Source organism: Micromonospora sp. NPDC048868 (genome assembly GCF_043198195.1).
GTDB classification, from domain to species: Bacteria; Actinomycetota; Actinomycetes; order Mycobacteriales; family Micromonosporaceae; genus Micromonospora; species Micromonospora reichwaldensis.
Genome location: NZ_JBICUN010000009.1, coordinates 190206 through 207068 on the forward strand (window position 1 = coordinate 190206; position 16863 = coordinate 207068).

The following is a 16863-nucleotide window of genomic DNA, read 5'->3' on the forward strand; positions in this document are numbered from 1 at the left end:
CCACCCCCGCCTGCCCTGCCCCGGGTGGGGTCAGGTGAGGGTCGTGGGGGGTTCGGCCAGGCGGGGGCGCAGCGGCCGCTTCGGAGCCAGCCAGGAGGACTCGGGGGACTGGTCGGGGTTGACCTGCCAGTCGCGGGACACCCGGTCGACGGCGATCGGGTAGATCGTCAGCGTCCCGTCGGGGTCGATGCGCAACCGCAGGAACGCCTTGGCGTCCTCGATGCCCTGCCCGGCGAAGAGCTCGTTGAGGTTCACCCCGAACGCGCCCGCCACCAGCAGGTACGCGGCCACCAACTGGCTCGCCACCAGCCCGGCCACCGGGCCGTAGAGCACCGCCGCGGCGACGGCCGGTAGCGGCCACGGCCAGTCGTAGAAGGGCAGGGCCAGCCAGGCCCAGGTGCCGGCGGCGGCCAGCCCGATCTGGGCCAGGCCGTGGCCCACGCCGAGGACCCAGTGCCGGGCGTGCCGCTTGCCGCCGGAGCTGGGTGGCTTCGCGAAGAACGCCGCCGCGAGCATCGTGACGATCAGCATCGCCATCAGCGGCACGCTGAACAGCCGCTGGTCCGTCCCACTCGGGTTGGTCGCGACGCCGGCCATCGCCAGCATCAGCAGCGTCTGCAGGGTGCCGAGCAGGGTGGTGAAGCCCGGGTTGCGCAGCGGCAGGCGGGGGAAGATCCCCCACGCGTACCGCCGGGAGCGGGCCTGCTCCGGGTAGCGGCCGGCCAGCTCGTACGGGTGGGAGGTGCTGGCCCGCCGGGCGAGGGTGTCGCGCGGCGGCACCTCGATGCGCTCCGGGAGCTGGTGCGTCGGGTAGAGGTACGCGCCGCCGCCCCCGCAGGTGATCAGCTGCCGGCCCGGGCCGGCGTAGCGGGCGTAGTGGTGCAGGTCGCCGGAGATCAGCAGCCGCACCTGGGCCCCGGTGGGCGCGACGATCGTACGGATGAAGTAGTCGATCGAGTCGTACGCCGTGGGATGGTCGACGGCCTTGACCCACGTCGGCGCCGGCACGGCCACGATCACGCGGCTCTGCGGCCCCAGCCGCTCGGCGACCCGGTCGAAGTAGGTGAGCTGCGGGTCGTCCAGGTACGAGCCGGACTGGTCGTCGAGGCCGAGCAGCCACCAGTCGGCGGGCAGCTCCACGGCGAAGTACGAGCGGGACTGCCCGGTCTCCCAGCCGCCGAAGTGCCGGTCCCGGGACCGGACGAAGAGCCGCAGGAAGGCGGTCAGGCCGTCGTACCAGTCGTGGTTGCCGGGCACCGCGAAGAGCGTGGGCCGCTCGGGCGGGGTGACCGGCAGCGCGGCCTGGTAGGGCCCCTTGCACCGGTCCTCGTACGCCTCGAAGGCCGCCGACGGGTAGACCTGGTCGCCGCCCATCACCAGGGTCTGCGCGCGGGGCAGCCGGTGCCCGTCCACCTCCAGCTCGGGCTGGGCGATCAGGTACGCCACCGAGTAGGTGGCGTTGAATCCGTCGCCCAGGTCGGCCACGTAGTCCAGCCAGAGCCCGCCGTCCGGCCCGACCTGCCGCGCGATGCGCGCGTCGAGGGAGTTCTGCAGCTCGCGCTTGTCCAGGTACGCCCCGAAGAGCATCGCCAGCAGCGTACGGATGCCGGTGCTGATCAGCAGGAACGGCGCGAGCCACGGCACGGGCTTGCGCGGGGTGAAGCCCAGCTCCCGGGGATCAGTGCCGCGTGGCCGGCGCGCCGCCCGCCCGCCGGCCGACTCGCTCGTGTGGGCACTCTCCGCCGCGCCGTCCTGCGGATCCACGTCGGGGGCGCGATCGTCGTTCACCCGCCGCAGCGTAGTCCCGGCCGGCGGCGGTCGCTGTCCGGCGGACGACGGTTCGGGGTCGGATGTCCGGATGGGGAACCCGCTCGGCCCGTCGGCGGGTCGTGCCGTACACTTGCTGATCGTTGCCGCCTTAGCTCAGTCGGCTAGAGCGACGCACTCGTAATGCGTAGGTCGACGGTTCGATTCCGTCAGGCGGCTCCACGGAAAGGCCCAGGTCAACGGCTTGATCGCCGATCATGACCTGGGCCTTTCGCTTGCTGTCGCTGGGCTGAGCAGCCAAGCGAGCAGCCAAGCCTCATTCACCCGACCGCAGCGCCCCCTCCATCCGGGAGGCGGCTTCCCGTGCGATCTCTGGAGCTACGTGGGCGTAGATGTTGAGGGTCACGCTGATCTGTGAGTGACCGAGGATCTCCATGACTACGCGAGCAGGCACGCCCTGAGCGAGGAGAACGCTGGCAGCCGTGTGGCGTAGGTCGTGCAGCCGGACCTGCCGGAGACCAGCCTGCCGGATGATTTCCCGGAACGAGCGGTAGTCGTTGCGTGGGTGGATGGGGGTACCGACGCTCGTTGCGAACACCAAGCCGGGGTCATCCCACCGCAAGCTGAGAACCTCACCTTGCCGAAGCCCAAGCGCGATCCCAATGATCCACCGCGAGTCGAACCGGGAGTTACAGTGCGCGTCATGGCACGTGACGGAGTGCACGAGACGCACGGCTTGACGGATGACATGTACGGACATGTCGTCGAGACTGACGGCGCTGTCGTGCAATTCATGCTCGGCGGCGGCGAAGAGCCCGAGACGGTCAACAACGTCGACGCGCACATCCACCTTGCTGACGGCAGCCACCGGTACGCCACCTTCTTCACTCTCGACGCAGTGAAGGAGATCCTGAACAGACACGCCAACACCGGAGAAACCGATGGTGGTCGCTACTTCTGGTGCTCGGATCAGGTGATCGTTCCCGAGCCCGGTGTTGATGCCATGGTGGCGGCAGTTGACGAGATGATTCGTTCTGGCGACATCGAGGTTATGTGCAGCCTGATCGAGGAGGATGCCGAGGAGGACCGCACCGCCTAGTCGTGCCCGGTGCAATGGTCAACATGGGTCAACGCCGGGCATGCCGATAGTCCCAGCATGTACGCCCCGCGCTCGTTTCCAGCCTGCACGCGTATCCAGCGCGTGGATCAACCCGCTTCCCAAGCTGACAGTCGGTGGCTACTGGTCGTTGTCCTCGTCGTCCCGCATCAGGCGGTCGAGGTCCTCAGGACGCATCCGCTTGATCTGGACTTCTAGTTTGCGGCTGTACTGGCGATCGTTGGGATTCATCCCGTTGCGAGATCGAGAGCTGCGGCCATACTCCTTGAGGAAGCCGCCCAGCTCTCGACGTATGCGTTCCCGACGGCCCGACATGGAGGCCACTCTAGGATCCGATGGGCGACTCGCGCCTTCCCATAACCGCTGTCGACAGTAGCCAGCCAAGATGAGGACAGCCGGTGGCGGCCAAGCACAGACAGCCGCCCGAGGTCGCAGACGCGGACGGACCATGCCGGACGAAGCGCCCAGAACTTGTAAGCGAGACGTCCAGGTCAGGCGCTGGGAGCGACTCCCACTATCTGAGCTGCGCTTGTCGCGAGGTGCCTACGCCTCCCTCTTGCCCGGAGGTTCGATGACGATTGCTCGACCCGACCAGGCGGCGACCGAGTCCGCCGTCGCACGGTTGCTGTCGGACTCCTTGCTGATGATCCGCTTCCTTGCCGCGCAAGGCCAGCCGACGTCATCTGATGAGTTCCCCGGGTGGCGGCAGCAGGTTCATGCGCTCGCGGACCTTTGCCACAATCTCCCGGCGTTGCTCGACCCGTCATGGCGGGATCGAGTCCACGACGGTGTCGCCTACACGTGGAAGATGGCGTCGCCAGGGAAGCGGGACTGGATCCGCCAATGCTGGGATGCAGCGGGCTACGACTACCGGTGGCTCCTGGACGCGTCAGTGGACGAGCAGCCAATCGAGCAGCCAAGCCAGCGGACACAGGCGGACAAGCGCGGATCGGAACACACAAGCGACAAGGGCGAGCATCCCCAGCAGCAGGAGCCAGCAACGGACTCGTAACGCGTAGGTCGACGGTTCGATTCCGTCAGGCGGCTCGGTACAGACGCCGCCACGGCCAGGCTCGCCGCTGTATGCCGCAGGGTCGTGAGGAGGGCCGCGCCGGCCGCGCTCGGCCTGCTGGCGGCGCAAGCGTCGGCCTCGGCCGGCGCGCCGGCCGATTGCAGACTGCGTCAGTTCCCGGAACCGATTCCTCCGGCGGGAATCTTCGACAGAGATGGGCTTCAGGCAGAGGAGCGGCCCACCCGCTTTCGTGCGCTACGGTGCTCGCTGTGATCCGGCAAACCATGGCGGCCTCCGTAGATAAGCCGAGCGAGGTCGAGGCGGCTGAGGTTTGGCTGAACGCCAACCGGGACGCGCTGCCCTACGCCGAAGAGGAAGGCGGCTGCGGCTGCTGCGTCCGGATGTGGAAGTTGGAGGGGCCTGCCGAGGTTTTAGCGACGATTCCCTACGAGGTCTCGGCTTCCTCCGACTGGGACACCGCCTAGCCGCTCCGTGCGGCCGGGCCGGGCCATTCAGGGGCCGTAAACAGGCACCACCAGGGCCAAACGAGGCCGTCCAGGACCGAATCGAGCAGCGGCTACCCGGCAGGACGATCCGATCTTGGGCGCTTCCCAAGCTGCGAGTTCCTGACGCCAGTCCTGATCGTAGCGAGGCCGGGGCACACTGAGCGGATGTCGCACCGGGATCTCGCTGGTGACATGGATGCTTGGTCGAGTGCCCGTGTCCGCCGGTGGATGAGCACCTTGACCGAGGACAACGCACCCCGATCGGTCAATTGGTGGCTCAGGAGGCGATCGATTGCGCAGCGCCACGTCTACGACCGGACCTTGACCGGAGACACGCGCCGGGAATGGGCCGAGGTGGCGTTGTCGTTGACCGACCGCGCCGAGCAGTTCGCCGGTTACGACCGCTGGAGCGCAGCTGCCGACGGATTCAATCTGCGTAGCCTCCTGATCCAGGAACTCGGGTCGGTCCCGGGTGACGAGAAGTGGGAGCTGGCCGCGCTGGTCCGAAGCATCCTGGCGGCCGTGACGCTGAAGCCCGCCGAGGGGGGCGAGTTGGCTGACCGCTGGCAGACGCTGCCGGTCGAGCAGATTCTGCTTCTTCGTCGCCACAAGAACCTCCTTGCCCCGCTCGCGCCGCTTGTTGATCAGTTGCCCGCCGGGCCGGATGCTGAGCATGTCCGCACATGGTTGTTGGTACTGCCGCACTTGCCGTGACGCGCCAGCAGGTGACTCCCACTTGACCCCAGTGCGACGCCACCGAGCGCCATCACGAGAACATCGGCCCGCATCTGCCGACGAGGCGAGCGGGGAAGGAGCCGACCTCGGACGCTCCTACGGATCAGATGGGCAGGAGCCGGTCGGTCGTGCGGCCGCCGCTCGTCGGCAGGACCGCCTTGTTCGGGCTCGACCTACGACGCGTCCGCCTCGCGGGAGCCGCGCACCGCGCCGACGGCCACCAGCCCCGCGCCAGCGAGCGCGGCTGCCGTCTCCACGGCCTGCGACACCTGAGGGAAGCCTTCCGCCGGCATGCTCACCGCCACCCCCATGGTCAGGAAGGCGCCGCCGGGAGGGTTGGCCAGCTCCAACCATCCTGACGACACCGCAACGAGATCCGAGGAGGCGCGCGCCGCTGCGAGTGACAGCAGGAGGAACCCCGCCGGGAGCAGCCAACGCCGATCGGCCCGCCATCCCGACAGCGCGAGTGCCCCCACGGCCACGAGGACGGCGAGTAGCGCCGGCCACACCGTCGGGAGCAGGTGACGGCTGAACTCCCGCGCGGAGCACAGCCCGAACCAGGCCAGGGGCAACAGCGCGAGGACTGCCGTCGCCGCTCCCCGTCGCCTGTCGCGTGCCGGTAGCGCCGACGCGCCGGCCGCGAGACAGAGTACGCCGAGCGTCAGACCCAGTGCGGCGAGCCTTCCCCGGTCGATCGTCTGCTGGCCGTGCGCGAGCAGGGCCGTCCTCGTCAGTCCCTGGCCGGGCGACAGCCAGCCTGGTCCATCGACCTGCTCCTGGTGCCAGCGCAGTCGCATCACCGCCACCACGGCAAGCAGCCCGATTCCGGCGGCGACGGTCCACCTCACCCGGCGCGCGCCACGGCTCACCAGCACGTAGCCGAGCAGCGCGAGCAGCGTCACCAGGCCGAACAGCAGCGCTGCGGCCGGCACGGCCAGCAGCGCCGCCGCAACCGAGAGCAGGCCGGCCGCGAGGGACGCCACGAGCAGGCCGAACGAAGCACGCACGGCCAGGATCGTGGCAGATGAACTCCCGACCCGCTGTCCCGCCTCGGGGCACGGGTGGCCGGTCGGTCGTCCGGAACATCGGCGGCCGGGTGTCGTACGGTCGACGCATGCCCGCACCCGATGACGTCCTGGCCGCCCTCCGCGACTTCGTGGCCCGCGTCGGCGCGCTCGATCCGGCCGCCGCGCCGCAGGGCGAGCTGGTCGTCGGCCTGCGGGGCGTGGAGTCGCGGCTGGCGCTGAGCGCCCCGGTCGCCCGCGCCCTGGTGGAGGCGTTGCGGGCGTACCACGACCCGCGCGACCGGGGTCGCTGCGACCACTGCGGCGGCGGGCGACTCGACGACAACTTCCTGTGCGGAGACTGCGGCCGACCCAGCGGGCTGTTCGGCCAGTTGGTCTCCGAGCGGGCCGCCCGGCACACGGAGCAGGGCGCGGTTCCGGCGGCGCCCGCCGCGGTCGGCCGGCACGCCCGCGCCGACGGTCGCTGACCCCGGCGGGCCCGACCCGACCGCGCGGTGCCCCGACCACGGCCGGGAGGCACGGCGTACGTCGGCGACCACGACTTTTGTCGGTCCTCGTCGCTACCCTCCCGGCGTGACTGATCTGGTGGATGGCGTGCGGGTGCCGAGCGTCGAGGAGGAGGCCCGGTTCTGGGCCCTCGTCGAGGCGGCCTGGGAACGGCTCGGCGACGAGCCCGCCGCGCTCCGGCGGGCGCTGCCGACGCGGGACCCGGCAGCCGGCGACGAGGGCCTGTACGCCATCGACGCGTGGCTCGACCGGTTCCTCGACAACCTGCGGCAGCTCGCCGAGGGACTGTCCAGCCGGGAGCTGACCGACCTGGACCGGGTGCTCGAGCGCAAACTGCACGACATCGACCGGGCCGACGTGCACGAGGTGACCGACGGCTCCGACGACGGTTTCCTCTACTCCCGGGGCCACATCGTCGCGCTCGGGCGGGATTTCTACGAGGCGGTGCACGCCGATCCGACCCTCGCTCTGCCCGACACCGCGTGCGAGGCCATGTGCTACTTCTTCGCCAGGCTGCACAGGGAGCGCTTCGGTGCCTGGCCGGAGACCGGCTCGGGCATCTCCCGCGAGTCCTGCACCAACCCGGCCGGCTGGAGCGCCTGACATCCGTGCCCGCCACGGCGGGGGCAACCAGGAGTTCCCCACGACGGCCCGCACACTGACCGTACGCAGTCGTCAACCCTCCGGAGGCAGCCTCATGCAGTACGCACCCGTCGTCGTCGCCCTGCCGATCGCCGACCGCCCCACCTCGTACCGCTTCTACTCGGAGGGGCTCGGCCTGGAGGCCGTCGGCGAGTTGGCCGAGGACGGCATCCCCGAGCCCCTGCAGTACGCCGTCAACGACGGCCTCCGCGTCATGCTGGTGCCCACCGGCGGCTTCGGCTGGGTCATCGGCGACCACGAGGTGGCCCCGCGCGGGCAGAGCGAGTGCCTCGTCAGCCTCCCGGCCGCGACGCCGGCCGAGGTCGACGAACTCGTCGGGCGGGCCCGGGCCGCCGGCGCGCAGGTCGTCGTCGAGCCGGCTGCACAGCCGTGGGGCTACACGGGCACCTTCGCCGACCCGGACGGTCACCTCTGGACGGTGCAGGCCGACGGGCGCTGACGCCACCGACCGGACCGGGACGAGCGGACGGCCCGGTTCGCGGGGAACCGGGCCGTCCGCCGACAGGGGCAGGCGTGCGGGGAGATCAGAGGGTGCGGTGCGGGTAGCCGGCGGTGCCGGGCTCCGGAACGACCTCGACCTCGGTCACCACGTACTCCGTGTCGGTCGTCGTGGTGGCCGGCCGGTCGTCGGCGTCGGAGCGGCGCTTCGCGGCCGCGGCGGCTCCGGCGGCAGCGGCGGCCCCGGCCACGGCGGCGCCCGCCGCCACGGCCTTGCCGGACACGCCGGCATTGCCGCTGTCGCCGCGGGTGGCGGCGGCGTGCTCGACGCCCGGGGTGCCGACACCGAGGCCGCTGTCGACGGTGCCGCGCCAGGCGCCGGTCTCGACGCCGCGCTCCTCGATGTACGTCTTGAACTTCCGCAGGTCGGATTCGGCCTGCCGCTCGATGATGTTGAGCTTGTCGCCGGCCTTCTCGAGCAGGCCCTCGGGCTCGTACTCGAGGTGCAGGCTGACCATGGTGCGGTCGGCGTCGACGGGCTGGAAGTAGACCGCGCCGGCGTTGGTCACACCCTCGGTGGCCGCCCAGGCCACCTTCCGGTCGGGCACCTGCTCCAGCACCCGGGCGTCCCACTCACGCTGGACGCCACCGATCTCGGCGACCCAGTGCATCCGCCTGTCGTCGAGCTGGCGCACCTCACGGACGCCCCCCATGAAGCGGGGGAACTCCTCGAACTGCGTCCACTGGTTGTACGCGGTGCTGACCGGAACCTGTACTTCGATGGACTTCTCGACCTTCGTGGTCATGGGCAATCCTCCTCGTCAGGTCGAACCTTCTCGTTCGGCAGGTTGAGCCGTCTTCGTCGACGAAACTCCTACCCCGACCGAGGGCACTCAACCGCCGGACCTGCCGACACACCACATCGGAGGGCCGCCGATCGCCCGTCGGGGCCGGTCAGCCGGCCTGGTCGGGGAGCCCGCGCAGGCGGCGTACCGGGGAGAAGGCGACCCACAGCACCCCGGCGAGCGCGCCCGCCGTCGCGATCCACAACGCCGGCCGTACGCCGAGGGCGGTGCCGAGCGCGCCGCCGAGCAGCGCGCCGATCGGCCGGATGCCGTAGTTGATGGTGCGCCGGGCCCCGGCGATCCGCGCCAGCAGCGCCTCCGGGGTCAGCGCGGTCTGCACCGAGCCGACCGTGATGTCGAGCAGCATCACCCCGACGGCGGAGAGGAACTCGGCGGCGAAGAGCATCCCGACCACCAGCGGTGTCGGCCCGCCGGCGAGGGGGATGAGCACCAGGGGAGCGGGGAAGAGGACGAACCCGGCCAGCAGCGTCGGGCCGACCCCGAAGCGGCGGACCAGTCGGCCGGTGAGCGCCGCCCCGATCAGGCCGCCGACCGCGCCCGCGCCCAGCACGGCGCCCAGCAGGCCGGGCGCGAGGCCCAGCTCCTGCGTCGCGTAGAGCACGAAGAGCGCGATGAACATGAAGTTGAACAGGTTGATCGTGGTGGTGCCGAGCACGGTCGCGCGCATCATCGGCGTCCGCGCGATGAACCGCAGCCCGGCGCCGAGGGCCAGTCCGCCGCCGCGCGCGGGCGCCGGCTCCGTCGGCCGGATGCGCACCAGGAAGTACGCGGACACGACGTACGACAGCGCGTCGGCGACCAGGGCGATGGGCGCGGTGAGCACCTGCACCAGGACGCCGCCGATGCTCGGCCCGGCCACCAGGGACATCGCCCGGCTGCCGTTGATGAGGGTGTTCGCCTCGACGTAGTCGGCGCGCCCGACGACGGAGACGAAGAGCGGCCCCCGGGCGACCTCGAAGATCACGGCGAGCGTGCCGACCGCGAAGGCCGCCAGGTAGAGCTGCGGCATCGTCAGCAGGTCCAGCACGTACGCCACCGGCACGGCGGTGAGCAGCAGCGCCCGCCCGAGGTCCGTCAGGATCATGAGCCGGCGCTTGTGCGGGTACCGGTCGACCCAGGCGCCGGCGAGCAGCGAGAAGAGCAGGTTCGGGGCGAGCGCGGCGGCGGTCAGGTAGCCCATCTCGGCGGGGGTCGCCTCGAAGACCAGCACGGCCAGCAGCGGCAGGGCCAGGGTGGAGATCTCGTCGCCGAAGTACGAGACGGTCTGCGCCGACCAGTACCGACGGAACACGCGTTCGCGCAGCAGCCGGGGCAGCGGGCCGCGCCGAGTGGGACCGCCGGACGGGGCGGCAACCGGGACGCCGGTCGCCTGACCAATCACCGGTCGCCCCGCTGCTCACCGATGTCGCGGGCAACCGGCCCGCTGACCGGGGGATCTCCGGCGGAACGGGGGGCTGTGCTGGCGGAGTTTCCGGCCGGCGGCGGGTCGGCGAGGACGGCCAGGTGCATGATGCTGACCTTCCGGCTGCCGGCCGGCCGCCGCGTCGGGTCGGTGATCCGGTCGTCGTACTCGGCGAGCAGGGCGTCGATCCGGGTGGCCAGCTCGGCCATCTCGTCGGCGGTGACGTGCACCGGCCGGTCGGTGAAGCCGGTGACCGCCCGCCAGGCTGTCGACTCCTCGGCGCGTCGGGCCAGGAACGCCTCGGCCTTGCGGACGTAGAGGGCGAGCTGGACGGCGCTCAGTTCGTCGACGGCCGCGCGGGTCTGCGGGTCGTCCGAGACGTCGTCCCAGGAGGTGTTGAGGGCCGTGGCCCGCCAGGGCCGCTCGCGGGCGTCGGCGCCGGGTGCCCGTTCGGCGAGCCCGTACTTGGCGAGCTGCCGGAGGTGGAACGAGCAGTTCGGGACACTCTCGCCGAGCCGCTCGGCGGCCTGGGTCGCGGTCATCGGGCCCTGCTGGCGCAGCAGCCCGATCAGCGCCATCCGCAGCGGATGCGCGTACCCGCGCAGGGCCTTGGGGTCGGAGAGTTTCACCTCGGGCAGCGACATACTCTAAAGCTATCTTTATAAAGAACCCTTTAGCAACACCGCGGCCGCCACCACGTATGACCAACACCCACCCGCCGATGGCAGCCCCAACACCACATCAGCCGGAGGTGATCAGGACGCCATCGACGTCAAAAGCGCCCCGTAACGTCCATGGCGTCCTGATCGCCAGGGCGGGGTGCCGCATCTGCCTCGGGTGGCCGCGCGGTGTGCCACCCGCGTGGGCGGCCAGGGGACGCGGCTCGGGGGACGTGGCCCAGTGCGGGAGGGTTCAGGAGCTGACCGCTAAGCGTCAGGTGTGCACGAGCGAGGGCTCAGGTGTAGATGGTGGTGGCGTAGTTCGGGCCGTAGTGGCGTTCCAGGTCGGCCAGGCTCTCGGCCGGGTTCTCGACCTCCTTGATCAGCCGGGCCCGGGACGGCAGCGCGTCCGGCTGCCAGCTCTCCGGCTGCCACAGCTCGGAGCGCAGGAACGCCTTGGCGCAGTGGTAGAAGATCTGCTCGATCTCCACCACCACGGCGAGGATCGGGCGGTGCCCCTTGACCACCATGTCGTCGAACCACGGCGCGTCGCGGACCAGTCGGGCCCGGCCGTTGATCCGCAGCGTGTCTGTACGCCCGGGGATCAGGAAGATCAATCCGACGTGCGGGTTGTCCAGGATGTTGCGGTAGCCATCGGCGCGCCGGTTGCCCGGCCGCTCCGGGATGGCGATGGTCCGCTCGTCCAGCACCAGTGCGAAGCCGGGCGGGTCGCCCTTCGGCGAGACGTCGCAGCTGCCGTCCGCGCCGGCCGTCGCCACCAGGCAGAACGGCGACGCGGCCAGCCAGTCCCGGTCCCGGGCGTGCAGGACGGGACGCTCCTTGGTCACCGCGCGCGGCATCGGCGCCCCCAGCAGCTCGCGCAGTTCCTCGTGCGAGGTGATGTCCACCGTCACGTGATCCTCCCCCGTGCGTTGACTCCGGTGGCGGGGTGTCCGCCACGAGTCAGCCTAGAGCGCGACCAGCGCGAGGTTTGTCCCTCCAGGGCGGGGGTACCGCCTCACCCGACCCGCCCGGGAGAGCCCGACCCGACCCGGCCGCAAAGACCGACTCGACCCGCCCGGAGAGACCGAGCAGTGGAGGCCCGATGGAGAGCCGGCTCAAGGTGCTGGGTCATCCCGTCCACCCGATGCTGGTCATGTTCCCGGTCGGCCTGCTGGTCACCGCGGTCCTGTTCGACCTGGTGGACACCGTCGGCGGGCCGGACTTCCTCGGCGAGGTCGCGTACTGGAACATCACCGTCGGCCTGATCGGCGGCCTGCTGGCCGCGGCGGCCGGGACGTTCGACCTGCTGGCCATCCCGTCGGCCACCCGCGCGAAGCGGGTGGCGCTGACGCACGCCGCCGCCAACGTGGCGGTGATCCTGCTCTTCGCCGCGATCTGGGTGGTCCGGCTCAACGCCGAATCCCGGGCCGCCGGGGGCGCGCTGATCGCCATCGAGGTGGTCGCGCTGGCCATCCTCGGTGTGAGCGCCTGGCTGGGCGGGGAACTGGTCGACCGGCTCGGCGTCGGCGTGGACCGGGAGGCCGGGCTGGACGCGCCCAGCTCACTGCGATCCCCGGCGGCCACCCACCGGATCGGAGAGGTGCAGTGAGCGAGCGTAGCGAGCGGGTCGTCAGCGGAGGGCCGGCATGAGCGAGCAGAGCGGCGGGACCGGCCGGGGTTGGCGCGGCCGGCAGCAGGGCTGGGATCCGATGGGCGAACTCCAGTCACTGCGTTCGGAGCTTCGTCGGCTGGTCGGGGGCCGGGCCGGGCCGCCGGACGTCGAGATGGCCGAGACCGCCGACGGCTGGGAGGTCGTGGTGCGGCTGCCCGGGGTGGCGCCGGAGGAGGTGGCCGTCGAACTGGACGACCGCGAGCTCTGCGTCCGGGCCCGCTCCGAGGCCGAGGTCAACGCCGACCACGGCATCCCCGGTGGCTTCGAGACCAGGGGCTTCGAGTACCGGGTCGACCTGCCGTCCCGGGTGGATCCCGACAGCATCGACGCGGTCATGGACCACGGCCTGCTCCGGGTGCGACTGCCCCGGGCCGCCCGGCCCGCGCCGCGCACCATCACCGTCGGCCGCACCGGCCCCCGACCCGCCGGCCCCGACGGGGGTACGCCGAACGTCCTCGACCCGGCCGCGGACCGGGAGATGCACCACCCGGACATCGCCGTCGGCGAGACCGACCGGCCGTAACGAGCCGCGTGGGCACCCCGAACCTGCTCGGCCCGGCCACCGGCCGCGTGCCCGACGTCGAGCGGATCGCCGTGCTGCGCGCCAACGCGCTCGGGGACTTCATCTTCGTCCTGCCGGCGCTGGACGCGCTGCGGGCCGCGTACCCGGAAGCGGAGATCGTGCTGCTCGGCGCGCCGTGGCACGCGAAGTTCTGGCGCGACCGGCCCGGGCCGGTGGACCGCGTGCTGGTGGTGCCGCCCGCGCCGGGGATCCGGGGTCCCGATCCGGGCGAGCCGGAGTCGACGCTTGACGATTTCCTGGCCACGGCCCGCGGGGAACGCTTCGACCTGGCGTTGCAGCTGCACGGCGGCGGGGCCAACTCCAACCCGTTCGTCGGTGCCCTCGGGGCACGGGTCACCGCCGGGCTGCGCGCCGAGGACGCGCCACCGCTGGACCGCTGGATCCGGTACGTCTACTACCAGCAGGAGGTGATCCGCTACCTGGAGGTGGCCGGCCTGGTCGGCGCGGGCGCCACCACGATCGTCCCGGCGCTGGCCGTGACCGACGCCGACCGGGCCGAGGCGGCCGAGGTGCTCGGCCCGGCGGAGCGGCCGAGAGTGGCGCTGCACCCCGGCGCCACGGACACCCGCCGCCGGTGGCCCGCCGAGCGCTTCGCCGAGGTGGCCCGCGAGCTGGTCGGCGACGGGTACGAGGTGCTGGTCACGGGCACGCCCGCCGAGCAGGACGTGGTGCAACGGGTGGTCGCGGCGGCCGGGGTGCCGGTCCGGCCGCAGGTGGGCACGCTCAGCCTCGGCGGCCTGGCCGGCTGCTACGCCGGCTGCGAGCTGGTGGTCTCCAACGACACCGGGCCAGTGCACCTGGCCGCCGCCGTGGGCACCGCGACCGTCGGCATCTACTGGGTCGGCAACCTGATCACGGTGGCGAACCTGCTGCGCGGCCGGCACCGGCCGATCAGCTCGTGGACGGTGCTCTGCCCGGTCTGCGGCGTGGACTGCACCCCGGGCATCTACCCGCACCGCCCCGGCGACGGCGAGTGCCCGCACCGGGACTCCTTCGTCGTCGACGTGCCGGTGGTCGAGGTCCTGGAGGCGGCCCGTGAGCTGCTCCGCCCGGAGCCCGGCGCCCCCTGAGCGGCCGGTAGACCTGACGCGCTCAGGGCGGAAGAGCAGGGCAGATGGGGCCGACAGGCGGTCAGCGAGGGCCAAAAAGGAGTCCTCTCGCGGCGAGAGGACTCCTTTGGCTCGAACGGCGTGGTGGGCCTGTTGATCGTCAGGGATCACTTCTGCCCGTAGGCGAAGTGGGCGATGGCCAGCAGCAGTGCCACGGTGCCGGCGAACGCGCTACCGCCCGTGAGGATGGCGGCCGGCACGTTACTGCCGGCAGCGAACGCGAGCAGGCCGGCGATGCAGCCAACCAGGCTCGCGGTGAGCAGCATGAGCAGCACCCAGATCCAGCGTGGTGTATGCGGCGCTCCGGCGGGAGCAGGTGTCGGGCCGTGGGGAGCGGTGGTGTTCGACATGAGACTCTCCGGCTGCGTCGGCGGTGAAAGATGTTCTGCATGGGTAATATGCGCAGCACCGGACTTCCCCCCTGAATGATCTTATGGGGAGGTTCACAAAGGATCTTACGGAGACGCCGAGGGGCAGCGGTGTTGCCGTGACATAGGACTTGACTGAAGATCACCAGACCCGTGGGGAGGCTCTCGCCTGTGGATATTCAAGGGAGCAGTGATCTGGAACGCTTCGAGAACGGAGCGACAACACTTCCCCCTACGGAGACGCCTGCCAGCCCTGGTGAATCGCCATCTGACATACAACTGCGGGTAGAGGCGGCAAACCTCGCTGAGGCTTCCGAGTTCGACCCCACTTCCAACTATGTGAAGGAAATTCAGGATGGCAGGATCCGGGCTCTCACTCCGCTGGTCCACACTGCTGCCCCGAAGGCCCCTAAGCAGGGTGACGGCGACGCGCGCGAAGGTGATCGGTTGCTGGTGGCACGGCTGGCGAAGAACAACTTCGCCGGACCAGAGTACGACCTGGTGGCTGAGCGGCTGGTCATCGCTGGTCATCGCTACTGTAGGTCTTGGATCAAGAGCGGCAAGATGTCTCGTAAATGCCGAGAGGTAGGTCGGCCGGTGGGTGTGCTGCCGGAGGGCGTCGATCGGCAGGATGTCGACGACCTCGCGACGGATACCGCCGTGGAGGGGGCTGCGCTGTTCCGCCGCGTCGCACTGATCGGCGGCCGTTGGCGTCCGGATGGTGGCGCGTCCCTCCTCACCTACTACATCGGTGCGTGCATCCAGGTCTACCCGGGGATCTATCGCAAGTGGCATCGTGAATACCGTCGGCGGCATCCGGTCGAGGTGCGAGAGGAACTGCCTGAAGCGGGACACGGCGGGGTGGAGGACTACATCGTCCTGACCGCCGCGCTCACCGCAGAACTGGATGAAGCCACCTGGGTTGCCCTGAAGATGAGGGCGGAAGGTGCCTCGTACGCAGATATCGCCGAGATGTTGGGACGCACTCCGAAGGCGGTTGAGAACCTGCTACGACGGGGTAGACCGCGGGCGATGGAGATCATCGAGCGGTCGGGAGGACACCATGTCTGATTCCACCCCGCCGGATCTGGAACTCATTGCTCAGTTGATCGACGACTCCTCGCTCGGCTGCAGGGAGGCGTTCGAGGCGCAGAACGACATCCCGCTCGACTCGGCCATGCGGCTGCGTGGGTTGACCCGTCAGGACGTACCAGACCGGCAATGGGACAGCTTGCCTGAATCTTCGACTGTGTTGGTGAGCCTCATCAGTGTTGTCCCGAACCTCGATGGCTCCCTGCCCGTCGACAATCCGCTTCCCGCCGATCGTGAACTCCTCGCCGTCAGTCGCGATGGGCAGTGTCTCGAACTCAAGCCCCCGAGATATTGCCTGCCGGGAGGTGCCCACCGCCAAGAGTGGAATATCTTGGTTGCAGAGACTGGCCAGGCATACCGGTGCAAGCTAGAGTGGTTGGTGCCAGTGCCGCTCGAAAATCGAGGGAGTGTGGCGATAGAAGCAGCGATCTGGTGGGAACTTGCCGAGCCTGAAGAGGCCGCCCGACATCAGTTGAATGCACTCTCTTCCGATCTGATCCCTATTGCTGCGCGTCGCCTCGGATACGCCGGGAGCGAGATTCCGGACAGCATCGGCAAGCAGATTCTTTTCGAGAATGCTCTCAGTCAGGTGCTGCGGGAGCATGGAATTTCGGCAGAATGCGCAGTCCGCGTAGTCCGGCGCGACCAGTGCGGGCAGCAGCAAGAGCCTGCCGGCCAGCAACCAGAATCAGCGTTGCCGAGTGAGCCGACCTTGTCGAAGGTGAGGTCGGACGATGGGCCTGTGCCCGGTGCACAGGCGCGAGCGGTGTCACCAAAGGAAGCAGCTGAACTGCCGAGAGACGCCGAGTACATCGTCAACTTGATGGAGTTGCTGCACCGGGAAGGGGGCATCAACTATCTGCCTGAATACGTATCGTTGCTGGCGAGAGGCATCCGATTGCGAAGGGAAGCAGTGGGCCGGCTGCCAGGAGAGCTTGACGTGAGAGGCGCAGCCTATGTGCTTACTCTGGTGGACGAGGCGCTGCGAATTGCGGGAATGCAGGTCGACGACGCTCGAGACAGGATCGTCCAATGGGTGAGCAGCGTTAGTCTTGACCGAACTTTGGAGACAACGGTCGAAGCCTGTGCGGGATGCCGTGCCGGGCAAAGGGGCTTGCCTGCCCTGGTGGGCATGGTGGTGCGAATGCTGCTGGGGGTGGAAAGCGAGGTGCCCTACAGGCGGACGCCCTTCCCCCGATCCCGGACAGCAGACGGACTGCCGCTTCCCCTGGTGGGAGACATGGAGGCGCGACGGCAGGGGCGCTACGAATACGACGGGCAGTTTGCGTAATAGTACGGCGCGCAATACGAAACGGGTGCAAGCATTCCCTCTGCCAAA

Annotated in this window: 20 protein-coding genes, 1 tRNA gene and 1 pseudogene; 13 read left to right on the forward strand and 9 right to left on the reverse strand. The window is 70.1% G+C overall.

Annotation, left to right across the window (positions count from 1 at the left end):
- Positions 1-30 precede the first annotated feature (30 nt).
- Positions 31-1764, reverse strand: a complete 1734-nt coding sequence (locus ACGFNF_RS17000; protein WP_393168976.1) for a metallophosphoesterase family protein — start codon at positions 1762-1764, stop codon at positions 31-33.
- A gap of 148 nt (positions 1765-1912) precedes the next feature.
- Between ACGFNF_RS17000 and ACGFNF_RS17005 the strand changes: the two genes are divergently transcribed.
- Positions 1913-1989: transfer RNA gene (locus ACGFNF_RS17005), tRNA-Thr, on the forward strand.
- Between the two features lie 94 nt (positions 1990-2083).
- Here the strand turns inward: ACGFNF_RS17005 and ACGFNF_RS17010 are convergent.
- Entirely contained in the window at positions 2084-2389 is a 306-nt protein-coding gene (locus ACGFNF_RS17010; RefSeq protein WP_393168824.1) for a tyrosine-type recombinase/integrase, read from the reverse strand.
- An 81-nt stretch (positions 2390-2470) separates the two neighbouring features.
- On the opposite strand from ACGFNF_RS17010, the gene ACGFNF_RS17015 reads away from it, so the two are divergent.
- Positions 2471-2866 (forward strand): hypothetical protein, encoded by a 396-nt coding sequence (locus ACGFNF_RS17015; protein WP_393168827.1) that lies wholly within the window; start codon positions 2471-2473, stop codon positions 2864-2866.
- 138 nt (positions 2867-3004) lie between these two features.
- Here the strand turns inward: ACGFNF_RS17015 and ACGFNF_RS17020 are convergent, their stop codons facing one another.
- Positions 3005-3199 carry a hypothetical protein gene (locus ACGFNF_RS17020; protein WP_393168830.1) on the reverse strand — a complete coding sequence of 65 codons (195 nt, stop codon included), beginning with the start codon at positions 3197-3199 and terminating at the stop codon, positions 3005-3007.
- Positions 3200-3455: 256 nt separating this feature from the next.
- On the opposite strand from ACGFNF_RS17020, the gene ACGFNF_RS17025 reads away from it, so the two are divergent.
- The 3 genes from ACGFNF_RS17025 (at position 3456) to ACGFNF_RS17035 (ending at position 5116) form a co-directional block, all read left to right on the forward strand.
- The gene (locus ACGFNF_RS17025; RefSeq protein WP_393168832.1) at positions 3456-3896 is read left to right on the forward strand and encodes a hypothetical protein; all 441 of its coding nucleotides are present in this window, start codon (positions 3456-3458) and stop codon (positions 3894-3896) included.
- Positions 3897-4165: 269 nt separating this feature from the next.
- The gene (locus tag ACGFNF_RS17030; RefSeq protein WP_357576755.1) at positions 4166-4381 is read left to right on the forward strand and encodes a hypothetical protein; all 216 of its coding nucleotides are present in this window, start codon (positions 4166-4168) and stop codon (positions 4379-4381) included.
- Between the two features lie 258 nt (positions 4382-4639).
- The gene (locus ACGFNF_RS17035) at positions 4640-5116 is read left to right on the forward strand and encodes a hypothetical protein (protein WP_393168835.1); all 477 of its coding nucleotides are present in this window, start codon (positions 4640-4642) and stop codon (positions 5114-5116) included.
- A gap of 194 nt (positions 5117-5310) precedes the next feature.
- Here ACGFNF_RS17035 and ACGFNF_RS17040 read toward each other — a convergent pair whose 3' ends face one another.
- Positions 5311-6144: an aminopeptidase gene (locus tag ACGFNF_RS17040; RefSeq protein WP_393168837.1), complete on the reverse strand. Its 834-nt coding sequence runs from the start codon at positions 6142-6144 to the stop codon at positions 5311-5313.
- 107 nt (positions 6145-6251) lie between these two features.
- Here ACGFNF_RS17040 and ACGFNF_RS17045 point away from each other — a divergent pair, with 107 nt between their 5' ends.
- The 3 genes from ACGFNF_RS17045 (at position 6252) to ACGFNF_RS17055 (ending at position 7771) form a co-directional block, all read left to right on the forward strand.
- On the forward strand, positions 6252-6629 hold the full coding sequence (locus ACGFNF_RS17045) for a hypothetical protein (RefSeq protein ID WP_393168839.1): 378 nt from the start codon (positions 6252-6254) through the stop codon (positions 6627-6629).
- A gap of 106 nt (positions 6630-6735) precedes the next feature.
- Positions 6736-7272 (forward strand): DUF4240 domain-containing protein, encoded by a 537-nt coding sequence (locus ACGFNF_RS17050; protein ID WP_393168841.1) that lies wholly within the window; start codon positions 6736-6738, stop codon positions 7270-7272.
- Positions 7273-7366: 94 nt separating this feature from the next.
- The gene (locus ACGFNF_RS17055; RefSeq protein WP_393168843.1) at positions 7367-7771 is read left to right on the forward strand and encodes a VOC family protein; all 405 of its coding nucleotides are present in this window, start codon (positions 7367-7369) and stop codon (positions 7769-7771) included.
- Positions 7772-8126: 355 nt separating this feature from the next.
- Here the strand turns inward: ACGFNF_RS17055 and ACGFNF_RS17060 are convergent.
- From ACGFNF_RS17060 to ACGFNF_RS17075, 4 genes and pseudogenes are all read right to left on the reverse strand, one after another.
- Positions 8127-8576 (reverse strand): annotated as a pseudogene (locus ACGFNF_RS17060) (SRPBCC family protein); the annotation flags it as partial.
- A 148-nt stretch (positions 8577-8724) separates the two neighbouring features.
- Positions 8725-10017 carry an MFS transporter gene (locus tag ACGFNF_RS17065; RefSeq protein ID WP_393168845.1) on the reverse strand — a complete coding sequence of 431 codons (1293 nt, stop codon included), beginning with the start codon at positions 10015-10017 and terminating at the stop codon, positions 8725-8727.
- Positions 10014-10682 (reverse strand): helix-turn-helix domain-containing protein, encoded by a 669-nt coding sequence (locus ACGFNF_RS17070; protein ID WP_393168847.1) that lies wholly within the window; start codon positions 10680-10682, stop codon positions 10014-10016. The genes ACGFNF_RS17065 and ACGFNF_RS17070 overlap by 4 nt, the downstream gene beginning before the upstream one ends.
- Before the next feature lie 311 nt (positions 10683-10993).
- Positions 10994-11611, reverse strand: a complete 618-nt coding sequence (locus tag ACGFNF_RS17075) for a pyridoxamine 5'-phosphate oxidase family protein (protein WP_132232018.1) — start codon at positions 11609-11611, stop codon at positions 10994-10996.
- Between the two features lie 191 nt (positions 11612-11802).
- On the opposite strand from ACGFNF_RS17075, the gene ACGFNF_RS17080 reads away from it, so the two are divergent.
- From ACGFNF_RS17080 to ACGFNF_RS17090, 3 genes are read left to right on the forward strand one after another with little or no spacing between them, the layout of a single operon-like run.
- Positions 11803-12309, forward strand: a complete 507-nt coding sequence (locus ACGFNF_RS17080) for a DUF2231 domain-containing protein (RefSeq protein WP_151456572.1) — start codon at positions 11803-11805, stop codon at positions 12307-12309.
- Between the two features lie 37 nt (positions 12310-12346).
- Positions 12347-12895, forward strand: coding sequence for an Hsp20/alpha crystallin family protein (locus ACGFNF_RS17085; RefSeq protein ID WP_357576763.1), 549 nt, complete (start codon positions 12347-12349; stop codon positions 12893-12895).
- Positions 12896-12903: 8 nt separating this feature from the next.
- On the forward strand, positions 12904-14025 hold the full coding sequence (locus tag ACGFNF_RS17090; RefSeq protein WP_393168850.1) for a glycosyltransferase family 9 protein: 1122 nt from the start codon (positions 12904-12906) through the stop codon (positions 14023-14025).
- 146 nt (positions 14026-14171) lie between these two features.
- Here ACGFNF_RS17090 and ACGFNF_RS17095 read toward each other — a convergent pair whose 3' ends face one another.
- Positions 14172-14339, reverse strand: coding sequence for a hypothetical protein (locus ACGFNF_RS17095; protein ID WP_393168852.1), 168 nt, complete (start codon positions 14337-14339; stop codon positions 14172-14174).
- A gap of 264 nt (positions 14340-14603) precedes the next feature.
- Here ACGFNF_RS17095 and ACGFNF_RS17100 point away from each other — a divergent pair, with 264 nt between their 5' ends.
- Together ACGFNF_RS17100 and ACGFNF_RS17105 are read left to right on the forward strand one after the other, a co-directional pair.
- On the forward strand, positions 14604-15503 hold the full coding sequence (locus tag ACGFNF_RS17100; protein WP_393168854.1) for an RNA polymerase sigma factor: 900 nt from the start codon (positions 14604-14606) through the stop codon (positions 15501-15503).
- Positions 15496-16815 (forward strand): hypothetical protein, encoded by a 1320-nt coding sequence (locus tag ACGFNF_RS17105; protein WP_393168856.1) that lies wholly within the window; start codon positions 15496-15498, stop codon positions 16813-16815. The genes ACGFNF_RS17100 and ACGFNF_RS17105 overlap by 8 nt, the downstream gene beginning before the upstream one ends.
- Positions 16816-16863 lie beyond the last annotated feature (48 nt).